Consider the following 21,084-nt stretch of genomic DNA (forward strand, 5'->3'; position numbering starts at 1 on the left):
ATTCTGATATGATATTTTGATTCATTAACGAACAAAGAGGGAGTCAAAGGTCAATTACCTTTGACTCCCTCTTCATATCCACTTAACAATTAGTTTTGCATCATCGGAATTCTAGCGATGCGCTCCACATTAAATTACTGTATGGCTTTAACTTTGACTTGATATTTAGATGGTACGAAAGTCTCTGCCGATGATTTTGAAATGACTTGAGGATACGACATGTCTGGATCCGGCTGAATGATTTTATAATAAACGACCGCTTCCTTGTCGCTTACAAAGTCAATCGAAGTAACAGCTATACCATAACCCGGATGTGGAAGATTATCCTTCGTAATGACAATCTTATTTACCTCAGCATTAACTTTCACCGTTTGGACAGAAATATTCTCGTCTGTCGGTTGTAATTTATCAATGTCCACTTGCTTGTGATTGCCAATAAACTGCATTGCAGCATGAGTCATCTCAGCAGCTTCCATTCTCGTCAACGCTTGTTTTGGATGGAATTTATCATTCTTATCGAGCTCTGCGATTTTGGTGAGCAGCAAAAATTGTACAGACCCTCGAGTTTTTTCTTTCATCAGGTTCTCATCTGCAACATGAATATACATCGCAATAAGAGGATAGTCCCCTGTTTTCTGAACCGCAGTAGCTACTAGATTTGCAAAATCCTCCCGATTCATCGGCTCGTTCCACTTCGTATCGGCCGTAACAGGTAAGCCGTGCTGGGCCGCAATGTTGACTGCATCCGCATACCACGCTTCATCCGGAACCGTACTGAACGATTTCCCGCTAAAATTCGGAAGCATCTTCAAACCTGTTGCTTTTACAACCATTTGGACAGCCTCTGCTGACGTAATGGTTTTCTGTGGAGCAAATTTATCAGCTGTAATACCTCGCACTATTCCTTGAGACTGCAAAGAATTCACAATCTTTAGCTGAGCGCTGTCCTGAACATCAGAGAAGGCCGCTGCTGATCCAGCTCCTAAGCCAAGGATGGAAGATGAGATGAGTAACGCTGAGAATAACTTTATCGGTTTTGTCATAACTTGCACCTCCTACTCACTCTGACGCATCCCGGGTGGAAAATGTTACATGATCATCCTGTACTGATTAGAATTCGGGACCCTTTTCTCCTTCTAATCCTAATTTGATATACATCTCCCTGGAATATCCCTGTAATTTCTGTTCAAGTGCTTGAGCCTGGTCCTTAAAGGCTGTTAATTCGCGGATCATTCTTGATCGTCCGGCAGGACTGAAGGTTTCGTGAATTCGTTCTTTAAAATAATCATGCACGATATGATTTCGCTGTTTCCATACTTCTTTCAGCTGTAGCGTTTCTTCTTCGGAAAAGGGAAAATAATGCTGTATTTCCTGAACCAACTGACCTAAGGAGCTGCTCAGTTTACGTTGATACAATTGTGCAATATCCTCTTCCGATAGTACCTTACCCTTCGACAACTTTATGAGCATCAGCAAATTGGCTAACTGTTGCTCCAATGCCTGAGAGTAGTATACCGCCAATCCGAAATAGGCAAACAGCTCTTTGGAGTGGTCACTGTCCAGCAGTCGCGTCTGTTTCATCATTTCCTCCTGTTAGATAAGCTGCCTTTTTCGTGTTCACCTTTCCTTCTCTTTATGGTATAGGAAGATTCATCCTTCATCAACCCGATTTTCTAATTATTTCCGCCGCATCCTTCGAACAGGCTATTTTTAAATAAATCAAGAGGATAACAGCCGTATAAATGTATGTATAAAGTAGCATGATTGCGCCGCTAGCCAAACCACGTTCATCTGTGTTCATTAGCATATCAATCACGAGCGAGGCCGGAGGAAGGATATATGCTACGACGATAAAAGCGTCCGGAAGCGAATCTCCCACAGATAACCCTGCAATTGACATAACAATAAGTATTAATAGGAGACCTATCGATCTACCCTGATTTTCAATCCATCCCGACTGGAAATATAGTGAAATCACTGCGCCAAGTAAAGATAGAGATAGATGAGACAATAGGGCCAGTGTGAAACGTTCAATGCCTACAGGCTCGTCGAACATTCCTGTCAGTACGGGATAAACAACCGCAAGGACACTGAGTACAAACCCCATCACAATGAGCGCCGCATACTGAGTCGCATAGAACGCTCTCGCACTTCCGGTATGTAAAATAAGTAGAACTGTCTGTCGTCCTTGATCATGATTAAGAAAATTCATACCGAGCCAAGCACAACCGATAAACAGCAGTGTTGACGTTACGGCATAACTGTCCATTACAGGATTCGGCTTGTACGAATATAACAGCAATAAGGTAATGATCATAAACGCTATTGGAGCAAAATAGCGATAAGACCGTGTATAACTTGCAAATAAATAACGAAGAAGCTGCCATTTTATTATCATCTCATCACCTGTTGTAACTCATTCAATGTACAATTGCCCCGCTCCACTTGTTCATCTGTCATCGTTTGCAAAGAAATGACGGAACCGCCTGCAGTAAGAACAAATAATAAAATATGATCCGAGTAATTTCTATCGATTACCACTTCAGCAGGTGTACCTCTCGATACCCAGTACATAAAGCCATTCAATTTCTCCAATTTCATCATCGCTTCAGGCGAGATGTTATGAAAAATGAGTCTTATGCCTTGATATGTTTCTTTCCGCTCATTGAGTGCATCACGTATCATTCTTCCTTGCTTCAAAACGATAATTCTATCTGCTAAAGCAGCAATCAGAAGGGGTTCATGCACAGACATTACAATAGCAGTTCCCTGATGTTTGATTTCTCCTAAGACTGAGACCATTTCATGCTGTGATGCCTCATCCAGTCCGGATAACGGCTCGTCGAGCAATAACAAGTCAGGGGCCGATATCATGGCTTGCATGAGATTTACTTTCTGCAGCATTCCTTTAGAGAAATGATGCATACTGCGTTCAGCATACTGCTGCATTTGAAACAGAGACATCATACCTTCTATACTCCGAATAGCCGACTGGGTATTCATCCCTTGAATTTGAGAAATATGTAATAAATATTGCTGAGGGGAAAAACGTAGACTCGGAAATCTTTCGGGGACGTATCCAATCCGAAGATTGCTAAACTTCACAATTCTCTTCCCACGACTTGGTAGAGCTAGACCAGCAATCAAGTGTAAAAAGGTGCTTTTACCCGACCCGTTAGTTCCAGTGACAGCAACACACTCCCCGCGGCTAATGTGACATGTCACCTCAAGGATCGCTGAATGTTGTCCAAAAGTTTTACTTACTTTGTCCAGCACGACTAATTCCTCCACCAGAGCATCCTCCTGAATCGTTCTTTTAACACATTGTACTTGTTTATTCCAGAAAAATACAACACCCCCGTTTCCATGACGGGGGTGAGAGTAAGCTATCATATGATTCGATATCTCAGCTGTCTTATTCTAAACACTAACACGATGTATTTCATTATCGGATACAAGCTTCCAATCGATCCAATGATTTGCTTCCATTAATTCTACAAATTTGGCCAAACGGGGAATAAGTGGCTCTGCAGCTTCATCAAACTGAGCATGTAGAGCTTCAGCGATGTCGGAAATGGTATGATTCCCATCGCATCTTGATATCACCGCAGCCCCAAGACTATCCAGCTTTACCTGAATGACCGCAGGCTGTTTCAGAAAGCGAACAGCTTGACGCTCAATCCATGACTGACGAGATACAAATACAGTCATCTCATCATTACTTTGTTGTAATGATAGTCCTTCTTTTAGTACTGGAACCATCTGGAGCAGATTCTGACCTTCTTGTTCTCTTGGTTTTTTTTTGAAAACCATGCTTCTCACTCCTAATTACTTTGTTACTGTTGTTTTTTTGCTGGCTAACGAGCCCCATGTCAATATCATGGTGACGATCAGGAATACAAGAAGCGGAAGCCAGTTATTCTCAATCAGTGTACTGCCCGGTATGTCTACATTCATCCAGATAAGCACTGCAATAATAACACCAATCAAAGACTCGCCGGCAATTAAGCCCGAAGCAAGCAATGTACCTGTCTCTATTCTTGATTTTAGTTGCTCTTCGTTCTTATGAGACATTTTCTCAATAAACCAACGTACCAAACCGCCGACCATAATTGGAGTGCTTACATGAATCGGTAAATAAACACCCACAGCTACAGTTAAAGAGTTAAGACCGAGGAGTTCGAAGACCACCGCGGAAGCAGCGCCAATGAAGATTAAATCCCATGGTAAATTACCAGCCATAATTCCTTCCACAATAATTCGCATCAATACTGCTTTCGGTGCCGGGAGATCCTCTGAACCTAATCCGTAACTTTCATTCAATACAGACAAAATAAACCCAATAACGAGACCCGATACAAGCACACCAATCATCATCGCTACCTGCTGTTTCCAAGGTGTACCGCCAACCAAATATCCGGTTTTCAAATCCTGTGAAATATCACCTGATACCGCCAAAGCGACACATACAATTGCCCCTACAGTCAATGAAGCAATCATACCGTTCATCCCTGTCATACCTGTCATTTTGAACACAAATGTTACGATAAGCAGTGTCGCAATCGTCATACCTGATACTGGGGAAGAGGAACTCCCCACAAGACCAACAATACGAGAAGCTACCGTAACAAAGAGAAAACCAAAAATGGCAATAGCTAATGCTCCTATAATACCGACATCGGTTAACGGAGCAAATGCAATAATTATGATGAGCACAGCGATCATCGTAAATACCCATATGCCTGGGATGTCGTAATCTGTGCGTTGAAGCGTTACCTTGTGACTGTCCTTTTTTTGCAGTCCACGCAGTGTTGCCGATAATGAGCCAAACAGCATAGGAAGTGTCTTTACAAGCGTAATTAAACCGCCTGCCGCAACCGCGCCCGCTCCAATGTAACGGATGTAATCGCTCCATATCCCCCATGCATCCAATACTCCAATCGGGCTCTCGGATGGAATGACGATTGCTTCGCTTCCTGCCCCTATAAAGCCAATAACAGGGATAAGGACCAGCCAGGCAAGAACTCCCCCTGCTAACATTTGTCCAGCAATCCTTGGTCCTATAATGTAACCCACACCTAACAACGCTGGGAAAATATCCATTCCGACTACTGCATTTTTAAAACGGAAAACCGTACTCTCAATCTCGGTTCGGAACCATTTGAATCCATCCCCCATCGCTTTAACGGCACCACCGATCAAGAAGCCATACACGACCATTTTCGCACTTTTACCACCCGTGTCTCCAGACATTAGTACTTCGGCACAAGCGGTTCCTTCCGGGTAGGGAAGTGTCGCATGTTCATTCACAATTAGAAGTCTACGAAGTGGTACCATCATCGCCACGCCTAGAAAACCTCCGACCAGCACGATAAAGCTGATGGTAGCCATAGATGGTATGTGATTCCACATGTACAAGGCTGGCAATGTAAAAATAGCGCCTGCTGCAACTGCTTCCCCGGCGGTCGTCATTGTCTGAACGATGTTGTTCTCAAGAATTGACTTACGTCGAAAGATCCCTCTTAGAACACCTAGAGATATGACCGCTGCCGGGATGGAAGCACTCACTGTTAAACCGATTTTCAGTCCCAGATAAGCATTGGCCGCGGCAAAAACAACTGCCAGCACAATCCCCAGTACGATCGCAAAAGCTGTCATTTCAGCCATTGATTTCGAAGCAGGTATGTAGGGAACAAATCCTGAAGAATTGTCCTTGTCATTTGGTTTGTGCATTCCGTTCTCTCCTCTAAGTTGCAAGATTTTAGTGCAGATTAGAAAACAAACCTTATATTTCCCCACCACTTTGTTGTTCAACCAATCCATCATTATCATTGTTCGTTGAATACGAAGAAAATATTAAATTTTCAACACAAAAAAACCTGCTGAGCAAGATATCGGCATCTTGTTTAGCAGGCTTTTATATATAAAACATTGATATTTAAGCTACACAACACATTTCACGGCACACTTGAGCACATTTTCTGCAAGCTTCAGCACATTGTTTACAATGTTCTTGGTTATGCTTCTCACATTCTTCCGCACAGGATTCACACATCTTAATGCATAGTTCACAAATTTCAAACGCGTACGGGCTCATTCTTGTCATGGCTTCTGCTGCAAATGATGAAATTTCTGCACATTCCCGAGTCAACGTTATACATTCACGCAGCATGGCAATATCGTATTCTTTTAGACAAGATATGTAACATACATTACAAGCATTCATGGTTTCGATACATGCCTCAATACAATCATTATATTGTAGTTCGTTATACATTCTCATTTCCTCCTATGCACTTTGTCGCTATGCCTATGTATTAAACCTCTATACACAGACTGAACCAACTCATATGACTAAAGTAACATATTAACGAGGAACCCTTCTATTTCCAAAAACAGTACAGAACTTAAGATTACTATGGAGTTTCCGTTTCTTGGTCTAGCTCAAGCAGACGTTCATGTATCCACGATTGGTTGAAATGCTCACCGATAAACACAACAACATCCGATATTTTGCCTTGAGGATTGATCTTCATAAAATCGGATTCCCTATAGGCATATTGAAACAAGAAACGACTTGCCGTGTCACTAAACGTGAGAATCCCCTTCGCCCGATAAATATCCCGCGGCAACTCTGAGATTAAAGCTTCAAAAGCATGACTATTCACAGGACCTTTAAAATAATAAGTATATGACATGACATGATCGTGGGAATGATGATTGTGATTATGCTCCTTATGACAAGACGATTCAGGATGATGATCAGTAGTACGCTCAACCTTTCTATCTTCGAGCAATACTACAGGATCCACATCACACCGAACCGCTGGGATTATTGGTGCAAATGAATTCCATCCTCTTACAATATTAGCTGCATCCTTTTGCTCATCTGCATGAATTCGGTCGATTTTGTTTAAAATCAGTAGAGAAGCACAACGGATCTGCTCTTGCATTAAGCGATATGTTTTCCCCTTCTGCTCAGCATGCAAGTGGAGTAGGTGCGCCGAATCCACAACCGTGATCAAATTTTTAACGTCGATTTTGATGTATAAAGATGCTTCGGCAACACCATCCAAAATTTCCATAGGATTTGCTGCTCCAGTAGCTTCAATTACAATTACATCCGGCTTCTCATTTTGGATCAAGAGCGCTAGCTCAGAAGTGAGATCAGCTCGGATCGAACAGCAGATGCACCCGCTCAGCATTTCTGCGGTAGGAACCTCCTGACCGGCTATCATACCATCGATATTAACTTCGCCAATCTCATTCATTACAATTGCAGGTTTTAAACCTTGCTCTTTCCCGTATGCAATCATTCTCGATAGGAGAGTCGTTTTACCACTGCCTAAAAAACCTGATAATATATATACGGGTGTTACTTCATTGTTCATGTATATCGCCCTTCCACAAATGTTCTTATGTTTTATCATAACTTATAAAATCACAAATTTATACGATTGGAGTTGTAGATATGAATGCTGTTGAAGAACATCGGAGCCTGGCTCCGACAACGGTAACCTGTATAATTGTTACGGTATCCGATACGAGAACACCAGAAACCGATGAAAGTGGTCTTTTGATGAAAACCATGCTGCAAGAATCAGGTTATCATGTAGTGGATCACCTTATCATCAAAGATGAATATGAATTAATCCGTGAAACCATTCATGAAGTATCCAGTAAACATGAAGTTCAAGCACTTCTATTTACAGGAGGCACGGGAATCTCAAAACGTGATTGTACATATGAAGCAGTTTCCTCTCTTCTGGACAAAGAATTAACTGGATTTGGTGAAATATTCCGCTTTTTAAGTTATGAAGAGATCGGGGCTGCTGCCATCCTAAGTCGAGCAATTGGAGGAACCGTCGGTACAACAGCCGTATTTTCTATGCCTGGATCACGAAATGCGGTCCGGTTAGCCATGGAAAAGATACTAATCCCGGAATTACGACATATTGTAAGAGAATTGAACAAACATTCCTAAAATAACATTACCTCTTGACCATACAAACGGAAATGAACACGTAGAAGACGGGCAATGAAATGAATTTCATTCGCCCGTCTTCTACGATGGCATGTATTCATTTTGGCTTATTATAGGATCGATGAGGCACATTCTTCAATACCTCTAATCCCACTTTTTTCACCTGATCGGTATACTGATCTTTCTTCGTTCCTCCAGATGTATATACTAAGGCAGCATCCTTATATCCGATAATCATATTGTTAGCTTTCGCAGTGTTCTTTGTACCATCTGTTCCATACATATGCTTCATGCCATTAACTCTTGTAAGCTCATCATTAAAAATATATACCGTAATAATTTGACTAGAATCATTATTTATTCGATATTGATATGACATATTTCCAGCAGCATCTTCTGTAAATGTTTCATTCGTTAGCTGAATATTCATATCCTTAAATATTTTTTGCATCGTATCAAGGAACTGACCGTTACGCCCTCGGCCTTGTGTTTCAGCCTCTTTATTCCCCTCTTGATATGCTTGCATGTTATACTTTCGCATTTCTTCCTTAGACGTGTTTCTAGTACAGCCCATTAAACCAGCCAACAGTGTAGCTGCAATCAGCCCAATCACGATGCGTTTCGCCATCATGCATCCTTCCTTTCCAATCATACAATAGCTGTATGACTTTTAAGGTTAGCATGCCAGCCAATGTTGCTGATTATGCGAAGAAGCTTCTTTAGAGAGAGATAATACTTCGCCCCGTAGCTTTGCCTTCTAGAATATCCCCAAGTATCACGGGAAGCTCATTCAGCGTGTGGACGTGAATTCCTGACTCTAGCGCCGAATCCGGTTTCCATTCGTTAGCCAGCTTGCACCATATCTCTTTACGGGTCTTCATTTCACAAAAAACAGAGTCGATTCCAAGAAGCTTTACACCTCTCAGGATAAACGGGTACACAGTAGCGTCGAAACCTCCACCCCCCGTTAAGCCAGACAAGGCAATAGCTCCGTTATATTTAACATGCTTCAGTAAAGCACTTAGTTGGGCGCCTCCAACGGGGTCTATAACAGCAGCCCATTTTTCGGTTGAAAGCACACCCTTGGTTTCCACAGCAGCTTCTTCCCTTGTGATAACTTTGTGAGCTCCGATCTTTTTTAACCAGTTGCCTTGAGTTGATGCTTTCCCCGTAGCTGCAACGACCTCAAATCCAAGCTTCGAAAGAATAGACACAGAGAAGCTTCCTACGCCACCTGTAGCGCCTGTTACCAGTACCGGCCCATCTTCAGGTGTAATACCATTCTGTAGCAGGCTCGCAACAGATAGTGCGGCAGTAAAGCCAGCTGTGCCAATCCCCATCGCTTCCTGTAAGGTTAGACCCTTTGGCAAAGGCAGAAGCCAATCCCCGTTTAGCCGGGCATACTGACTATATCCTCCTTCATGCGAAACACCTAAATTATAGCCTGTACATAACACCGCATCGCCTTCTTTATAGGAGGGGTGAGAGGATTCTACGACTGTACCTGCCAGATCAATCCCTGGGATAAAAGGATATCGTCGAACGATTTTCCCTTTTGGAGTACTTGCAAGACCATCTTTATAATTAACACCACTGTATAGAACTCGGATCGTTACATTTCCATCAGGCAGTTGATCCATCCGCAAAGATTCAACCCCACTTCGAAAACCTTGTTCATCATTTCTAACTACAAATGCATCAAAAACTATATCTGTATTCATCCATATCCTCCTTTCTTCTTCATATTAAATACTAACCGATCTAAAGTGCTATTAAAAATATCCGAGTATCGAAGAGAGTGACAATGTATCATCTTTTGTCGTCTCCTGCGCTTTCCCGAGAAATAATCTATTCTCAATATCAAAAGGCAGGCCAAGAAGGTGCTCTTGTCCTGCCTTTAGGTTATGATTCCTTTACAATACGAAGAACTAACTACTTCTAATCTTCGTGATTTTCTTCATGATGTTCTTCCATGTATTCCGCGATGAGTTTTTGTTTCATATCCCATACCTTCTCGCTTAAATTCACACGGTAAATTTCCGGATTAAGTTTTCTTAAATATTCCGGCCAGAACTGCTTCAGCTGACTATTATGATATTCGCGGATTTCTTCCAGCGTTGGAAGTTCATAAACCAATTCACCATTCTCATAAATAGGTGTAAGCATTGACACCGCATCGAAGTCACGCACATTTTTGCGCATATAGGGATGCAGTGGGTTAAATAACTTCAACTTACCGTTTTCTGGAGGCATTTTTTCTTCCGGAAAACTGATATAATCCGCAATCGCCTTGCCGCTACCCTTAGACACAATACGATAGACGTTCTTTTTACCTGGAGTGGATACTTTTTCTGGGTTTCCAGAAATTTTGATCGTAGGAACCATAACACCATCCACTTCTCGTTCCACCAGCTTATACACGCCGCCAAGCGCTGGTTGATCCGCAGCAGTAATGAGCTGAGTACCTACTCCCCAAGTATCTATACGCGCTCCCTGTGCCTTAAGATCAAGAATCGTACCTTCATCCAGATCATTGGATGCTACAATCTTAACGTAATCGAGTCCAGCCTCGTCAAGCATTTTACGGGCTTGAATCGACAAATAAGCAAGGTCACCGCTGTCGAGACGAATCGCATTCATACGTTTGCCTTGAGCCTCCAGCTTTTTCGCTGTTTGGATCGCATGGGGTACCCCACTTTCCAATGTATCATACGTATCCACCAGAAGAGTAACCTGATCCGGCATCACTTTCGCAAAAATATCAAATGCTTCCTGCTCATTTCTGAATGTTTGGACCCAGGAATGCGCATGTGTCCCCTTAGTCGGAATCCCGAACATTTCACCTGCGAGCATATTAGATGTGGCATGGAATCCAGCCAAATACGCTGCTCTAGCCCCCCAAACCGCTGCATCTGCTTCCTGAGCACGGCGAGTACCAAACTCCAGCAATATATCGTTGCCTGCTACTTGCCGAATACGCGAGGCCTTCGTCGCAATGAGCGTCTGGAAATTCATGAAGTTAAGTATTGCCGTTTCAACAAGCTGGGTTTCGAAAATGGTACCTTCCACCCGAATTAAAGGTTCATTCGGAAATACAAGTGACCCTTCTTTCATGGCATGAATGTTTCCTTCGAAACGGAATCGGCGCAGTTCATCCAAAAATGCCTTATCATAATTTTCCTCTTGTTTCGAGAGGAACTCAATATTCTCTTCCGTAAAATGGAGTCCTTTGATATAATTCACAATACGTTCGAGTCCAGCAAACACGGCATAGCCATTACCAAAAGGTAGCTTGCGGAAATAAGCCTCAAACACCGCCTTGGTATGATAAGAACCGTTAATCCAGTGCGCGTACATCATATTAATTTGGTATTTATCTGTATGTAAAGCCAGTCCTGCTGTCAACATGATGATCCTCCTCCTGTCATCCGGCTAAATTACCGAACACATCAAGCTGTCAATTATCTCCACTCTGAACAACGCACGCACCCAAGCTGCCTTTAAAATGACTAAGCGCCCAGTGGTGGCCTTCCGGATTAAAGCTCGCTACCGCATCCTCATATATTTTGAGGGAATATCCACGGTTGTATGCGTCAACTGCTGTATGAAGCACACAGATATCGGTGCATACTCCAATAAGATGAATCTCACTGATTCCGCGTTCCCGCAGCTTCACATCAAGATCTGTTCCACAAAAGGCGCTGTAACGTGTCTTATCCATCCAGTAAATCTTATCTTTACGAGCCTCATATACTTCTTCTAATTCACCGTACAATTGACGTCCACGTGTATTACGGATGTTATGAGGGGGAAACAGCTTCGCCTCAGGATGATACAAATCTCCTTCTTCATGCAAATCTACTGCCATCACAACAAAATCACCGCGGTCAGCATACGCTTTAGTCAACTCGGCAACCGTATGTTGAATTTCAACGGCAGGTTCACCTACTGGTAAGTTCCCGTCTACGAAGTCGTTTGTAAAATCAACAACAATCAACGCTTTCATACGCGCTACACTCCCTTTGATTTAAGTCATTGGTCTAACATCATCATCAGGTATAGATTGAAAGCAACGGGGCGTGATCTGTAAAACGGTACAACTGAGCAGGCCGCTGAGAGTATTGATTTGAATTCAGCAGTTTCCCTTCCTTATCCCGTACTTCCTCCAAAATGCCTTGTCGGCTTCTGGTAGAAGTGATTTTGCGGATAAAGTTAGGTTCCTTAAATTCAGGCACCACCGTCTGAATAACCTGATACAGCTCACTTAGTGTAAAATGTTTTGGTAAAAACTGTTTTGCAATGGTAGTTTGCAGCATCTGATGTTGGATTTTTCGATAAGCATCCAAAATGATGTCTCGGTGGTCAAAAGCAAGCTCCAATTCTTCGAGTGCCTCATCGATAGTAAACAACCCTACCTCTTCTGCATCGTCTGCTGCCTGTCTGTGCTCCAGCATCCATTCCTCTACGAGAGCATAGAAAGCCTGACTGATAATCCAGCCTCTTGGATCGCGACCAGGAGCACTGTATACACCAAGATATTCCAGATGACCACCATCTACACCTGTCTCTTCCTTCAGCTCACGCTTTGCCGCATCATAGATAGACTCACTCTCCCGGCAAAATCCGCCTGGCAGTGCCCACATCCCGGCACAAGGCCACGATCTACGGCGGATGAGCATGACTTTTAATTCTCTGATTGGAAGTGTCTTCGTTACCGTCTTCCTTTCCCGCTTCGTCAGTGTAAACATAACGATATCGGCAGGAACTCCGTCCGGTGTTCTGTACTTTTTAACATGATCTTTCGGCTTCTGATCATTCTCCGTCATATTCATCACCATTATTATTCATTTTGATAATATCATTATGACATATTGATTTAGGATGTCAAGTTTTTGCTTATGTTATTTCTCTATAATGTACCCAGTAATATTCTTTTATGAATCCAACAGAAAAGGCGCGGATGTTAATCCGCACCTTTTCTTATCCGCAGCTACTAGGTGGTGTATCTTTACCAGTCTCTACATTTACTTTTTGTGAAACGGTATCGTGAATAACGGAAACAACGAGTTGCAGCAAATAATTTATATCGCTTTGGCTTTGTTGGAACTCAACAACGAGTGGAATACCATCAATCTCGTCCTGAAGTTCTTCGATCTCACGCTCGATTTTAGCAACCATATCTTTGTTCTGGAATGTCTCAAACGCAACAATTTCCTTTTGTTTTTTCTTAATCGTCTTGATGAGATCTTGAACGCGCTCATGATTGCGGATTTTCTCTTCCGCCTGCTGAAACATTTTCACTTCTTCACTTGTGGAAATCAGTTCTGCAAGTTCTCCTGCTTTAGCCATAATATCATCACGAATGATCAAATCACGAGAATTATATGACGGCATTCCATACTTATTTACACGACTCTGCTCCTGTGTCACGTTCATCGCTCCCAATTTAGCATAATGAATAGCATTTATGAGTTAAACCGCGTCTGTTGCCATGCTCGGATCTGTAATCATCTCACCTTTAATGTACCAGGTCATAGGATCTGTAATCCGCACATGAACAAAACTACCGATCAAATCAGCCGAACCTTCAAAATGAACCAACTTGTTAGAACGTGTACGCCCTGACAGCATGGAATCATTGTTCTTACTTACTCCTTCAACAAGTACCTCTACCGTTGCACCAAGCAGACGGTCATTGCTTTTCCGGCTTTGCTCGTTGATTAAAGCGTTCAAACGCTGAAGACGTTCGCTTTTCACTTCCATTGGAACATTATCTTCCATAACAGCTGCTGGTGTACCTTCACGTGGTGAGTAAATATAAGTGTAAGCAAAGTCATAGCCTACCTCACGCACAAGAGACAATGTTTCCTCGAACTGCTCGTCTGTCTCCCCAGGAAAACCAACGATAAAATCCGATGTCAATACAACGTCAGGAATGGCTTCCTTAATCTTACGAGCTAGTTCCAGATACTTTTCACGCGTATATTTACGACTCATCTTCTTAAGCACTTCACTGCTTCCCGACTGTACTGGAAGATGAATATGTTCCACCAGATTTCCACCCTTCGCCAGAACCTCGATTAAGTGATCATCGAAATCCCTTGGATGAGAAGTGGTAAACCTTACACGTGGAATATCAATCTTACGAATATCGTCCATCAAATTCGCAAAACTGTACTTTATATCAGTAAAGTCCTTACCATAAGCATTCACGTTCTGCCCAAGCAGCGTAATCTCCTTGAAACCTTGACGCGCAAGCTCTCGAACCTCAGAAATTACATCCTCTGGCCTACGGCTACGTTCCTTACCCCGTGTGAATGGTACGATACAATACGTGCAGAACTTGTCACAACCGTACATAATATTAACCCAACCGCGAAGGCCTTCCCGTTTCTTAGGCAAGTTCTCAACAATGTCGCCTTCTTTAGACCATACTTCAACGACCATTTCCTTACTGAAGAGCGCTTCTTGGATGAGATGAGGAAGACGGTGAATATTATGCGTTCCGAACACCAGATCTACGAAACCATGCTTCGATAAAATCCGTTTAACAACGCCTTCTTCCTGAGACATACATCCGCAAACACCAAGCAGCATATCAGGCTTCTCGGTCTTCAAATGTTTCAAATGCCCCAATTCACCAAACACTTTATCCTCTGCATTCTCACGAATAGCACATGTATTCAGTAGAATAATATCCGCTTCCATACGGTCTTCTGTCGGTTTATATCCCATTTGCTCCAGCATTCCCTTGATTGTTTCGGAATCATGCTCATTCATCTGGCATCCGAAGGTGTATACAAGGTAGAATTTCCCTAGCCCAATTGTTTTGAAATCCTCAGGTAAAGCGGTATCGTACAGTACTTGAACATCCTGTTTACCGCGTTGTTTTTCTTGTCTATGGTTAGGCTCCGATAGAATGTTGATTTCCCGTCCCCGGATCCGGATTCTCTTTCCGTTCTCGTCCTCAGACAAAATCTTGGCATCCGAAAAATCAAAATACTTCGAGTAGTCCTTCTGTTCTTTGGACATTCGCTCGGTCACTCCTTAAAATCCGCTATAAATCGATGTTTATTTCTCAACTACTGCTATATAGGCACTGTTTTTAATTATATCATGATCTTTCTTCCTAATCTACTATCAGAAGATTATCTCTGACCACTCCATTTTGTAAAAAGAGCCCGGCACGTTCTTTCAAAAAACACTATGCAAGTTTGCGCATCACTACGAATGTGGAATCAATCTTCCAAGGCTCGGGATAATGGTTAAACTTCGGCCTTTGTTTCGATGACATAAAAAATGCATCCCCTAGAATTACATCAGATTTACCCAAGGGTTCTTCCAATGTCTATTCTAAGGGATGCAGTTCATTTAACCTATGCCTGGTTCTTCAGAATTTCAATATTAATCAAGGATTTCTGCAGTATCTCCAGTTTTAGCACCAGCTGCATTCGCTTCATCTGTATCAATGTGCATATCCAGTGCAAAGTTATCGGATACGCGTGCAATAACATTCTCAAGTACGAGTCCACGCTCTCCGCCTAGACGTACTTTCAGCATTTGCTTGTCTTGAATGCCCCATTTCTCAGCATCCGAAGTATGGAAGTGAATATGGCGAGCTGCCACAATTACACCTTTATCAAGGGTAACTTCGCCGGCAGGACCTTTGATTGTTACGCCTGGTGTATCTTCAATGTTTCCGGATTCGCGAACAGGAGCCTTAACACCAATCGCAAATGAATCCGTGCGGGAAATTTCAAGCTGAGAAGCTGGACGTGCAGGTCCCAAAATTCTAACTTTATCGAATTGTCCTTTTGTGCCGATTACAGCCACTGTTTCGTTCGCTGCGAATTGTCCTGGTTGGGACAACGGTTTAAACTCGGTCAATTGATACCCGGGTCCGAATAATGCTTCAATATGTTCTTGAGTTAAATGAATATGGCGGGCCGAAACACCCACAGGTACAGTTTTACTCATGTGTCTCACTCCTCATTTTCTCTATAAGCTGTACATGCCAATATCTATTATACTCCCTATTACCCAAAAATAAAAAGGCAGTACGGTTTTCCCGCCTGCCTTTATCTAATTTATTTGAATTCTGCTACAAGATTGTCAAATTGTTCTGGCGTTAACTGCAGCTCCTGATGAGCAAGTGGTGTGTCCTGAAATCCGGAAATTTGATTTTCGTAGCTCTTACGATTTTTATCTTGATAAATCAATCCTGTAACAAGCCCATTCGTTTCCATTAATTTGGTCATGGCACCGATTCTATTTGTAGGATCGTACTCAGGGAAGCTGTCCAAATTCACGATATTCTCTTTGAACCACTCATAAGTGTTTACTTTATTAAAAGTCACACACGGGCTGAATACATTAATGATAGAGAAGCCTTCGTGTTTAATACCTTCCTCGATTAAAGCTGTCAGTTGTTTAATATCACTCGAGAACGACTGAGCAACAAATGTAGCACCTGCTGAAAGAGCCAGCTCTAATGGCGACAGAGTCGTCTCGATTGATCCTTCAGGAGTACTCTTCGTAACAAAACCTTCTGCACTTCTCGGAGAAGTTTGACCTTTCGTCAGGCCATAAATCTGATTATCCATAACGATGTACGTAATATTGATGTTTCTGCGGATTGCATGGATGGTATGTCCCATACCAATGGCAAAACCATCACCATCGCCACCAGATGCAATAACCGTCAAATCGCGGTTTGCGAGTTTCACACCTTGTGCGATCGGTAAGGCTCGTCCATGAATACTATGAAGACCATAGGCATGAATATAACCGGAGATACGACCGGAACAACCAATACCCGAGATTACAGCAAGCTGATCCGGTTCTAATCCGCAACTAGCCGCTGCGCGCTGAATTGCAGCCTGGATAGAAAAATCGCCACAGCCGGGGCACCAGTTCGGTTTGAGATTGTTCCGAAAATCTTTAAACGTAGCCATCTTTATACCAGCTCCTTGCTGTCTACATTAATACTTTTGCATTCATTATAAATGATAGACGGCAAGAATGGGTTTCCGTCATATTTAAGCACACTTCTCAGCTTTTCACTACTGCCAACATGCAGTTTAACGAGATTGGCCAGTTGTGCTGTTGCATTATTCTCTACAACGACTACCTGTCTTGCTCCATCTATATAAGGCTTGATCTCTTCTGCAGGGAATGGGTGAAGAAGACGAACCGTCACGTGATTTGTACTGATACCATCCTTTTCAAGCAACTCCCGCGCCTGATCAATCGTTCCTCCTGTAGAACCCATACCAATGATAAGAAGGTCAGGATTATCGTATGGTGCATCTTTCAAGATTGGATTGGTAACAACCATATGTTTCAACTTACCCAGTCGTTTATCCATCATTTGCTTGCGATTATCCGCAGACTCTGAAGGACGTCCTGTTTCATCATGCTCTACACCAGTAACGTGATGAATTCCATTCTTCACGCCCGGAAGAACACGAGGGGATATCCCGTTGTCAGTTAATTCATATCTCTTAAAGAGAGCTTTCTCCTCTTGTTCCGCTACATTGCTTACAAGATTTCCTCGATCAATAACGATGCGGTTATAATCCAGAGGCTCACAGGATTGCTTTCCAAGTGACAACTGCAAGTCTGTCACAATAATAACGGGCACTTGATACTGCTCTGACAAGTTGAACGCCTCAATCGTATCGTAGAAGCATTCTTCAATGGAGCTTGGCGCAAGTACAATCTTTGGTATTTCACCATGTGTTCCGTGAATCATAGCATTAATATCGCTCTGCTCCTGCTTGGTAGGAAGACCTGTGCTTGGACCACCACGCTGGGTATCCACAATAACGACTGGTGTTTCCGTCATGCCGGCTAATCCGATCGCTTCCATCATGAGGGACAGTCCAGGTCCCGCCGATGCGGTCATCGTGCGGACACCGGCATAGTTAGCGCCAATAGCCATTGTTACAGCAGCAATTTCATCCTCTGTCTGAACGACAGTTCCGCCGAATTTCGGAAGTTTTTTGATCAGATATTCCATAATCTCGGAAGCAGGTGTAATCGGATAAGCGCTCATTAAACGACAGCCTGCTGCTACGGCACCCAAACCGATTGCATCATTACCGATCATAAATAACTTTTGTTTACCGTCTGCTGGCATCAGCTTAAACTCATCAAGCGGACCACCGGCAAGATCTAATACATAATCAGCTCCACGCTTTACCGCTTCTAGGTTCTTCTCAACAACGGCTGGACCTTTACGTCCAAATTCCTCTTCAACCGCCTTATTGAATACATCTAGCGGGAGTCCAAGCAATGCCCATGACGCACCTGATGCAACCATATTCTTCATAAGGGAAGTGCCCAGCTCTTCAGCGATGGCTGTAATGGGTACCGCAAATAAACGAATCTCAGCACCCTCTGGAACGACAGGATTAAATTTAGCATCTGCTACAACCACGCCACCCGGACGAAGTTCATGCGCATTCAGGTCTATGCTTTCTTGATCAAACGCAACCAGTATGTCCAAATCATCAGCAATTGACCTGATCGGACTCGTGCTGATACGAATTTTATTATTAGTATGACCGCCTTTAATACGGGAAGAAAAATGGCGGTAACCATATAGATAATAACCCAGACGGTTTAAAGCTGTAGAGAAAATACGGTCTGTACTCTCGACCCCTTCACCTTGTTGACCCCCGATTTTCCATGATAATTGACTGATCAAGCTCTCCACTCCCTTTTTACTATAAAAACAAATAAACTTCTTACTAAATAGCAACTATAAATATCATAAGGATAATTTCATTAAATCACGATAAAGTTTATCGGCATAATAGTGAAATAGCAAGAAATATTTTCTAGTTCTATTTTCGAAAAATAGATCAAGAAAGAACGGTAGGTTGTTTAGGTAGATGTTTCTGCAGAAAATCCAGTGCATGGCCTGACATCCACCCCTGAACCAATTCTTCAGGATAATGCTTTAATAGTATATTCACCCATTCCTGATATCTTCTCGGGCTTTCTAAGCCATCTACCCATTGATCAATCCCGTCAAAATCAGATCCGAACATCATGTGGTGTGCTCCACCTAACGAACAGATCCGTTCAATATGCGGAAGTAAATCTTCCGTTTTTACCGGATGTTGATCCCGTCGAATGAACCAAGGAACAAACGTAAGACCAATACGACCGTCCATAGCAATAATCGCACGAATTTGTTCATCCTTCAAGTTCCGCGGGTGAGGACATACCTCAAATACATTCGAGTGAGAAGCGATAACAGGTTTAGAAACAAGTTCGGCTAGCTCCCAAAATCCAGCAATAGACAAATGAGATACGTCCAATAGAATGCCGAGTTCATTACATAACCTTATCATCTCACGGCCCTTGTCCGTTAGTCCACCCCCACGTTTCTCCATAATACCATCAGCAGCCCAGTTCGCGTGATTCCAAGTCAGCCCCATAAACCTTACACCCAGCTCGTAGCAAAGCCGAACATAAAATAAATTGCCTTCCAGCCCGTCCACCCCTTCAAGAGATAGCAGACCCCATCGTTTCCCAGCACTTTTCACTTCATTAACCTGTTCGCGCCACTTGAGCCAACTCAAATGTCCTGACTGTATTAATTGATTCCGGAATATTTCGATTTGGGCCATCACACGCTCAAACGAAGCACGGCCATAACGTTCAGACAAAAATATAGCAAACACTTGTAGTGCTACATCACCTTCTTGCATCGTCTGTAATGTTACATCCAATTCGGGACTATTGGCAAAGGAAACCTTCGGATTTTCCCACAGCTTACTTAAAGCATCACAATGAAAATCTACAACCTTCATTCTAGCCATCCCCTCTCAGCATTTCCACAGCAAAAAGCCTGTTTACTTAGATCGGTAAACAGGCTAACCCTCAACATTCCATCGTTATCTAGGTTCTACGATTAACTTTATCGCTGTCCGGTCTTCGCCATCAATCACAATATCCGTAAAAGCAGGGACACAGATTAAATCAACCCCGCTTGGTGCAACAAATCCCCGAGCTATAGCTACTGCCTTAACAGCTTGGTTCAGTGCTCCGGCTCCAATTGCTTGCAGCTCAGCTCCGCCACGTTCACGGAGAACGCCTGCTAGCGCACCTGCAACTGAGTTTGGATTGGATTTTGCTGAAACTTTTAATACTTCCATGGTAAGTACCTCCCCTGGGAATGTTGAGTGATGGTTTGCTTCCGTTTATTAGATGTTATTCATGAGCGAGAAATTAATTCCTTCTTTTTTCCAAAACGCTCCATATTATCTCTTAAACCGCTTCGCGCATTTTTAATCCATCCGCCACTCATCTTCGTAGAGACGTATTTTTTCGATTTTTTTCGCTTTGCCGGTCGTATCGTCCAGCTGCACGTAAACTGCATGGAAGTGCCACTTGCCTTCATCAACTTGGAACCGGGCCGGCAGCTGTGTCTTGAACTTGTAAAGAACGGCTTCACGCTGCATACCGAGCACCCCTTCTTTAGAGCCAACCATCCCCGTATCCGTCAAATAAGCTGTTCCATTCGGCAGAATTGTATCATCGTTACTCTGTACATGTGTATGAGTACCTACAACGATTGAGGCACGTCCATCCAAATGCCATCCCATAGCAATCTTTTCAGATGTAGCCTCTGCGTGAAAATCAACCAAAATATGCTTATGCTTCTTTCGAAGCTCGTCTACAATTTCATCTGCTGCTCTAAAAGGACAATCGATCGCAGGTAAAAAAGTCCGCCCCATTAAATTGACAATAGCCAGTTCCTTTCCGTTCGCTTTAATAACAGTAGATCCTAGCCCTGGCGTACCTGGCGGATAATTAGCTGGTCGTACCATGCGGGGTTCATGATCAATAAACTCAAAGATATCACGATTATCCCATGTATGGTTACCCATTGTTATACCGTGAATACCCCAATTGAAGAACTCATTAGCGATCGCGGATGTGATCCCACGTCCAGATGCTGCATTCTCTCCGTTAGCTATTATAATATGCGGGTTATACTTAGACTTCAGTTCCGGTAATGATGCTTTAAGAGCCTTTCTGCCTGTGCTTCCGACTATATCGCCTATGAATAAAACGTTGATGCC

Annotated in this window: 22 protein-coding genes; 1 reads left to right on the forward strand and 21 read right to left on the reverse strand. The window is 42.9% G+C overall.

The genetic code is table 11. The features are described from left to right. Positions 1-134: 134 nt before the first annotated feature. From ACFQV5_RS11400 to ACFQV5_RS11435, 8 genes are all read right to left on the reverse strand, one after another. Positions 135-1,043 (reverse strand): S-layer homology domain-containing protein, encoded by a 909-nt coding sequence (locus ACFQV5_RS11400; protein WP_379246763.1) that lies wholly within the window; start codon positions 1,041-1,043, stop codon positions 135-137. A 67-nt stretch (positions 1,044-1,110) separates the two neighbouring features. After that, on the reverse strand, positions 1,111-1,584 hold the full coding sequence (locus ACFQV5_RS11405; RefSeq protein ID WP_379246765.1) for a hypothetical protein: 474 nt from the start codon (positions 1,582-1,584) through the stop codon (positions 1,111-1,113). A 76-nt stretch (positions 1,585-1,660) separates the two neighbouring features. Beyond that, on the reverse strand, positions 1,661-2,398 hold the full coding sequence (locus tag ACFQV5_RS11410) for a hypothetical protein (protein WP_379246767.1): 738 nt from the start codon (positions 2,396-2,398) through the stop codon (positions 1,661-1,663). Further along, positions 2,395-3,291 carry an ATP-binding cassette domain-containing protein gene (locus ACFQV5_RS11415; RefSeq protein ID WP_379246769.1) on the reverse strand — a complete coding sequence of 299 codons (897 nt, stop codon included), beginning with the start codon at positions 3,289-3,291 and terminating at the stop codon, positions 2,395-2,397. The genes ACFQV5_RS11410 and ACFQV5_RS11415 overlap by 4 nt, the downstream gene beginning before the upstream one ends. A 129-nt stretch (positions 3,292-3,420) precedes the next feature. After that, complete coding sequence (locus ACFQV5_RS11420) at positions 3,421-3,813, reverse strand: PqqD family protein (RefSeq protein ID WP_379246771.1); 393 nt, start codon at positions 3,811-3,813, stop codon at positions 3,421-3,423. Between the two features lie 15 nt (positions 3,814-3,828). Further along, complete coding sequence (locus tag ACFQV5_RS11425) at positions 3,829-5,733, reverse strand: OPT family oligopeptide transporter (RefSeq protein WP_379246773.1); 1,905 nt, start codon at positions 5,731-5,733, stop codon at positions 3,829-3,831. 205 nt (positions 5,734-5,938) lie between these two features. Further along, complete coding sequence (locus tag ACFQV5_RS11430; protein WP_379246775.1) at positions 5,939-6,277, reverse strand: four-helix bundle copper-binding protein; 339 nt, start codon at positions 6,275-6,277, stop codon at positions 5,939-5,941. A 139-nt stretch (positions 6,278-6,416) separates the two neighbouring features. Then, positions 6,417-7,391: a CobW family GTP-binding protein gene (locus ACFQV5_RS11435; RefSeq protein ID WP_379246777.1), complete on the reverse strand. Its 975-nt coding sequence runs from the start codon at positions 7,389-7,391 to the stop codon at positions 6,417-6,419. A gap of 80 nt (positions 7,392-7,471) precedes the next feature. Here ACFQV5_RS11435 and ACFQV5_RS11440 point away from each other — a divergent pair, with 80 nt between their 5' ends. After that, complete coding sequence (locus ACFQV5_RS11440) at positions 7,472-7,984, forward strand: MogA/MoaB family molybdenum cofactor biosynthesis protein (RefSeq protein ID WP_379246780.1); 513 nt, start codon at positions 7,472-7,474, stop codon at positions 7,982-7,984. A 97-nt stretch (positions 7,985-8,081) separates the two neighbouring features. Here the strand turns inward: ACFQV5_RS11440 and ACFQV5_RS11445 are convergent, their stop codons facing one another. From ACFQV5_RS11445 to ACFQV5_RS11505, 13 genes are all read right to left on the reverse strand, one after another. Next, on the reverse strand, positions 8,082-8,615 hold the full coding sequence (locus tag ACFQV5_RS11445; protein WP_379246782.1) for a hypothetical protein: 534 nt from the start codon (positions 8,613-8,615) through the stop codon (positions 8,082-8,084). 88 nt (positions 8,616-8,703) lie between these two features. Further along, on the reverse strand, positions 8,704-9,705 hold the full coding sequence (locus tag ACFQV5_RS11450; protein ID WP_379246784.1) for an acrylyl-CoA reductase family protein: 1,002 nt from the start codon (positions 9,703-9,705) through the stop codon (positions 8,704-8,706). A gap of 217 nt (positions 9,706-9,922) precedes the next feature. Further along, positions 9,923-11,392 (reverse strand): nicotinate phosphoribosyltransferase, encoded by a 1,470-nt coding sequence (locus ACFQV5_RS11455; protein WP_379246786.1) that lies wholly within the window; start codon positions 11,390-11,392, stop codon positions 9,923-9,925. A 49-nt stretch (positions 11,393-11,441) separates the two neighbouring features. Then, positions 11,442-11,990 (reverse strand): cysteine hydrolase family protein, encoded by a 549-nt coding sequence (locus ACFQV5_RS11460; protein WP_379246788.1) that lies wholly within the window; start codon positions 11,988-11,990, stop codon positions 11,442-11,444. A gap of 46 nt (positions 11,991-12,036) precedes the next feature. Beyond that, positions 12,037-12,822 (reverse strand): NUDIX hydrolase, encoded by a 786-nt coding sequence (locus tag ACFQV5_RS11465; RefSeq protein WP_379246790.1) that lies wholly within the window; start codon positions 12,820-12,822, stop codon positions 12,037-12,039. A gap of 142 nt (positions 12,823-12,964) precedes the next feature. Continuing rightward, positions 12,965-13,378 (reverse strand): YlbF/YmcA family competence regulator, encoded by a 414-nt coding sequence (locus ACFQV5_RS11470; protein ID WP_379247007.1) that lies wholly within the window; start codon positions 13,376-13,378, stop codon positions 12,965-12,967. Between the two features lie 78 nt (positions 13,379-13,456). Continuing rightward, positions 13,457-15,016 carry a tRNA (N6-isopentenyl adenosine(37)-C2)-methylthiotransferase MiaB gene (gene miaB / locus ACFQV5_RS11475; RefSeq protein WP_379246792.1) on the reverse strand — a complete coding sequence of 520 codons (1,560 nt, stop codon included), beginning with the start codon at positions 15,014-15,016 and terminating at the stop codon, positions 13,457-13,459. Between the two features lie 372 nt (positions 15,017-15,388). Beyond that, on the reverse strand, positions 15,389-15,961 hold the full coding sequence (gene pduL / locus ACFQV5_RS11480; protein ID WP_379246794.1) for a phosphate propanoyltransferase: 573 nt from the start codon (positions 15,959-15,961) through the stop codon (positions 15,389-15,391). A 110-nt stretch (positions 15,962-16,071) separates the two neighbouring features. After that, the gene (locus ACFQV5_RS11485; protein WP_379246796.1) at positions 16,072-16,938 is read right to left on the reverse strand and encodes a 2-oxoacid:ferredoxin oxidoreductase subunit beta; all 867 of its coding nucleotides are present in this window, start codon (positions 16,936-16,938) and stop codon (positions 16,072-16,074) included. A gap of 2 nt (positions 16,939-16,940) precedes the next feature. Beyond that, positions 16,941-18,695, reverse strand: a complete 1,755-nt coding sequence (locus tag ACFQV5_RS11490) for a 2-oxoacid:acceptor oxidoreductase subunit alpha (protein WP_379246799.1) — start codon at positions 18,693-18,695, stop codon at positions 16,941-16,943. Positions 18,696-18,852: 157 nt separating this feature from the next. Then, on the reverse strand, positions 18,853-19,809 hold the full coding sequence (locus tag ACFQV5_RS11495; RefSeq protein ID WP_379246801.1) for a dipeptidase: 957 nt from the start codon (positions 19,807-19,809) through the stop codon (positions 18,853-18,855). 84 nt (positions 19,810-19,893) lie between these two features. Next, positions 19,894-20,154 carry a stage V sporulation protein S gene (locus ACFQV5_RS11500; RefSeq protein WP_379246803.1) on the reverse strand — a complete coding sequence of 87 codons (261 nt, stop codon included), beginning with the start codon at positions 20,152-20,154 and terminating at the stop codon, positions 19,894-19,896. 132 nt (positions 20,155-20,286) lie between these two features. Then, positions 20,287-21,081 (reverse strand): TIGR00282 family metallophosphoesterase, encoded by a 795-nt coding sequence (locus ACFQV5_RS11505; RefSeq protein WP_379247009.1) that lies wholly within the window; start codon positions 21,079-21,081, stop codon positions 20,287-20,289. Positions 21,082-21,084: the final 3 nt, after the last annotated feature.

Source organism: Paenibacillus sp. GCM10028914 (assembly GCF_042666275.1).
In the GTDB taxonomy this organism is placed as follows: Bacteria; Bacillota; Bacilli; order Paenibacillales; family Paenibacillaceae; genus Paenibacillus_AQ.

Excerpts from the sequence above, each read along its gene's own strand:
- miaB (WP_379246792.1), bottom strand. The coding sequence starts at position 15,016 with ATGTCCAAAGAACAGAAGGACTACTCGAAGTATTTTGATTTTTCGGAT.
- ACFQV5_RS11445 (WP_379246782.1), bottom strand. The coding sequence starts at position 8,615 with ATGATGGCGAAACGCATCGTGATTGGGCTGATTGCAGCTACACTGTTG.
- ACFQV5_RS11430 (WP_379246775.1), bottom strand. The coding sequence starts at position 6,277 with ATGTATAACGAACTACAATATAATGATTGTATTGAGGCATGTATCGAA.
- ACFQV5_RS11420 (WP_379246771.1), bottom strand. The coding sequence starts at position 3,813 with ATGGTTTTCAAAAAAAAACCAAGAGAACAAGAAGGTCAGAATCTGCTC.
- ACFQV5_RS11485 (WP_379246796.1), bottom strand. The coding sequence starts at position 16,938 with ATGGCTACGTTTAAAGATTTTCGGAACAATCTCAAACCGAACTGGTGC.
- ACFQV5_RS11450 (WP_379246784.1), bottom strand. The coding sequence starts at position 9,705 with ATGAATACAGATATAGTTTTTGATGCATTTGTAGTTAGAAATGATGAA.
- ACFQV5_RS11465 (WP_379246790.1), bottom strand. The coding sequence starts at position 12,822 with ATGGTGATGAATATGACGGAGAATGATCAGAAGCCGAAAGATCATGTT.
- ACFQV5_RS11455 (WP_379246786.1), bottom strand. The coding sequence starts at position 11,392 with ATGTTGACAGCAGGACTGGCTTTACATACAGATAAATACCAAATTAAT.
- ACFQV5_RS11470 (WP_379247007.1), bottom strand. The coding sequence starts at position 13,378 with ATGCCGTCATATAATTCTCGTGATTTGATCATTCGTGATGATATTATG.
- ACFQV5_RS11500 (WP_379246803.1), bottom strand. The coding sequence starts at position 20,154 with ATGGAAGTATTAAAAGTTTCAGCAAAATCCAATCCAAACTCAGTTGCA.
- ACFQV5_RS11410 (WP_379246767.1), bottom strand. The coding sequence starts at position 2,398 with ATGATAATAAAATGGCAGCTTCTTCGTTATTTATTTGCAAGTTATACA.
- ACFQV5_RS11435 (WP_379246777.1), bottom strand. The coding sequence starts at position 7,391 with ATGAACAATGAAGTAACACCCGTATATATATTATCAGGTTTTTTAGGC.
- ACFQV5_RS11495 (WP_379246801.1), bottom strand. The coding sequence starts at position 19,809 with ATGAAGGTTGTAGATTTTCATTGTGATGCTTTAAGTAAGCTGTGGGAA.
- ACFQV5_RS11425 (WP_379246773.1), bottom strand. The coding sequence starts at position 5,733 with ATGCACAAACCAAATGACAAGGACAATTCTTCAGGATTTGTTCCCTAC.
- ACFQV5_RS11460 (WP_379246788.1), bottom strand. The coding sequence starts at position 11,990 with ATGAAAGCGTTGATTGTTGTTGATTTTACAAACGACTTCGTAGACGGG.
- pduL (WP_379246794.1), bottom strand. The coding sequence starts at position 15,961 with ATGAGTAAAACTGTACCTGTGGGTGTTTCGGCCCGCCATATTCATTTA.
- ACFQV5_RS11405 (WP_379246765.1), bottom strand. The coding sequence starts at position 1,584 with ATGATGAAACAGACGCGACTGCTGGACAGTGACCACTCCAAAGAGCTG.
- ACFQV5_RS11400 (WP_379246763.1), bottom strand. The coding sequence starts at position 1,043 with ATGACAAAACCGATAAAGTTATTCTCAGCGTTACTCATCTCATCTTCC.
- ACFQV5_RS11440 (WP_379246780.1), top strand. The coding sequence starts at position 7,472 with ATGAATGCTGTTGAAGAACATCGGAGCCTGGCTCCGACAACGGTAACC.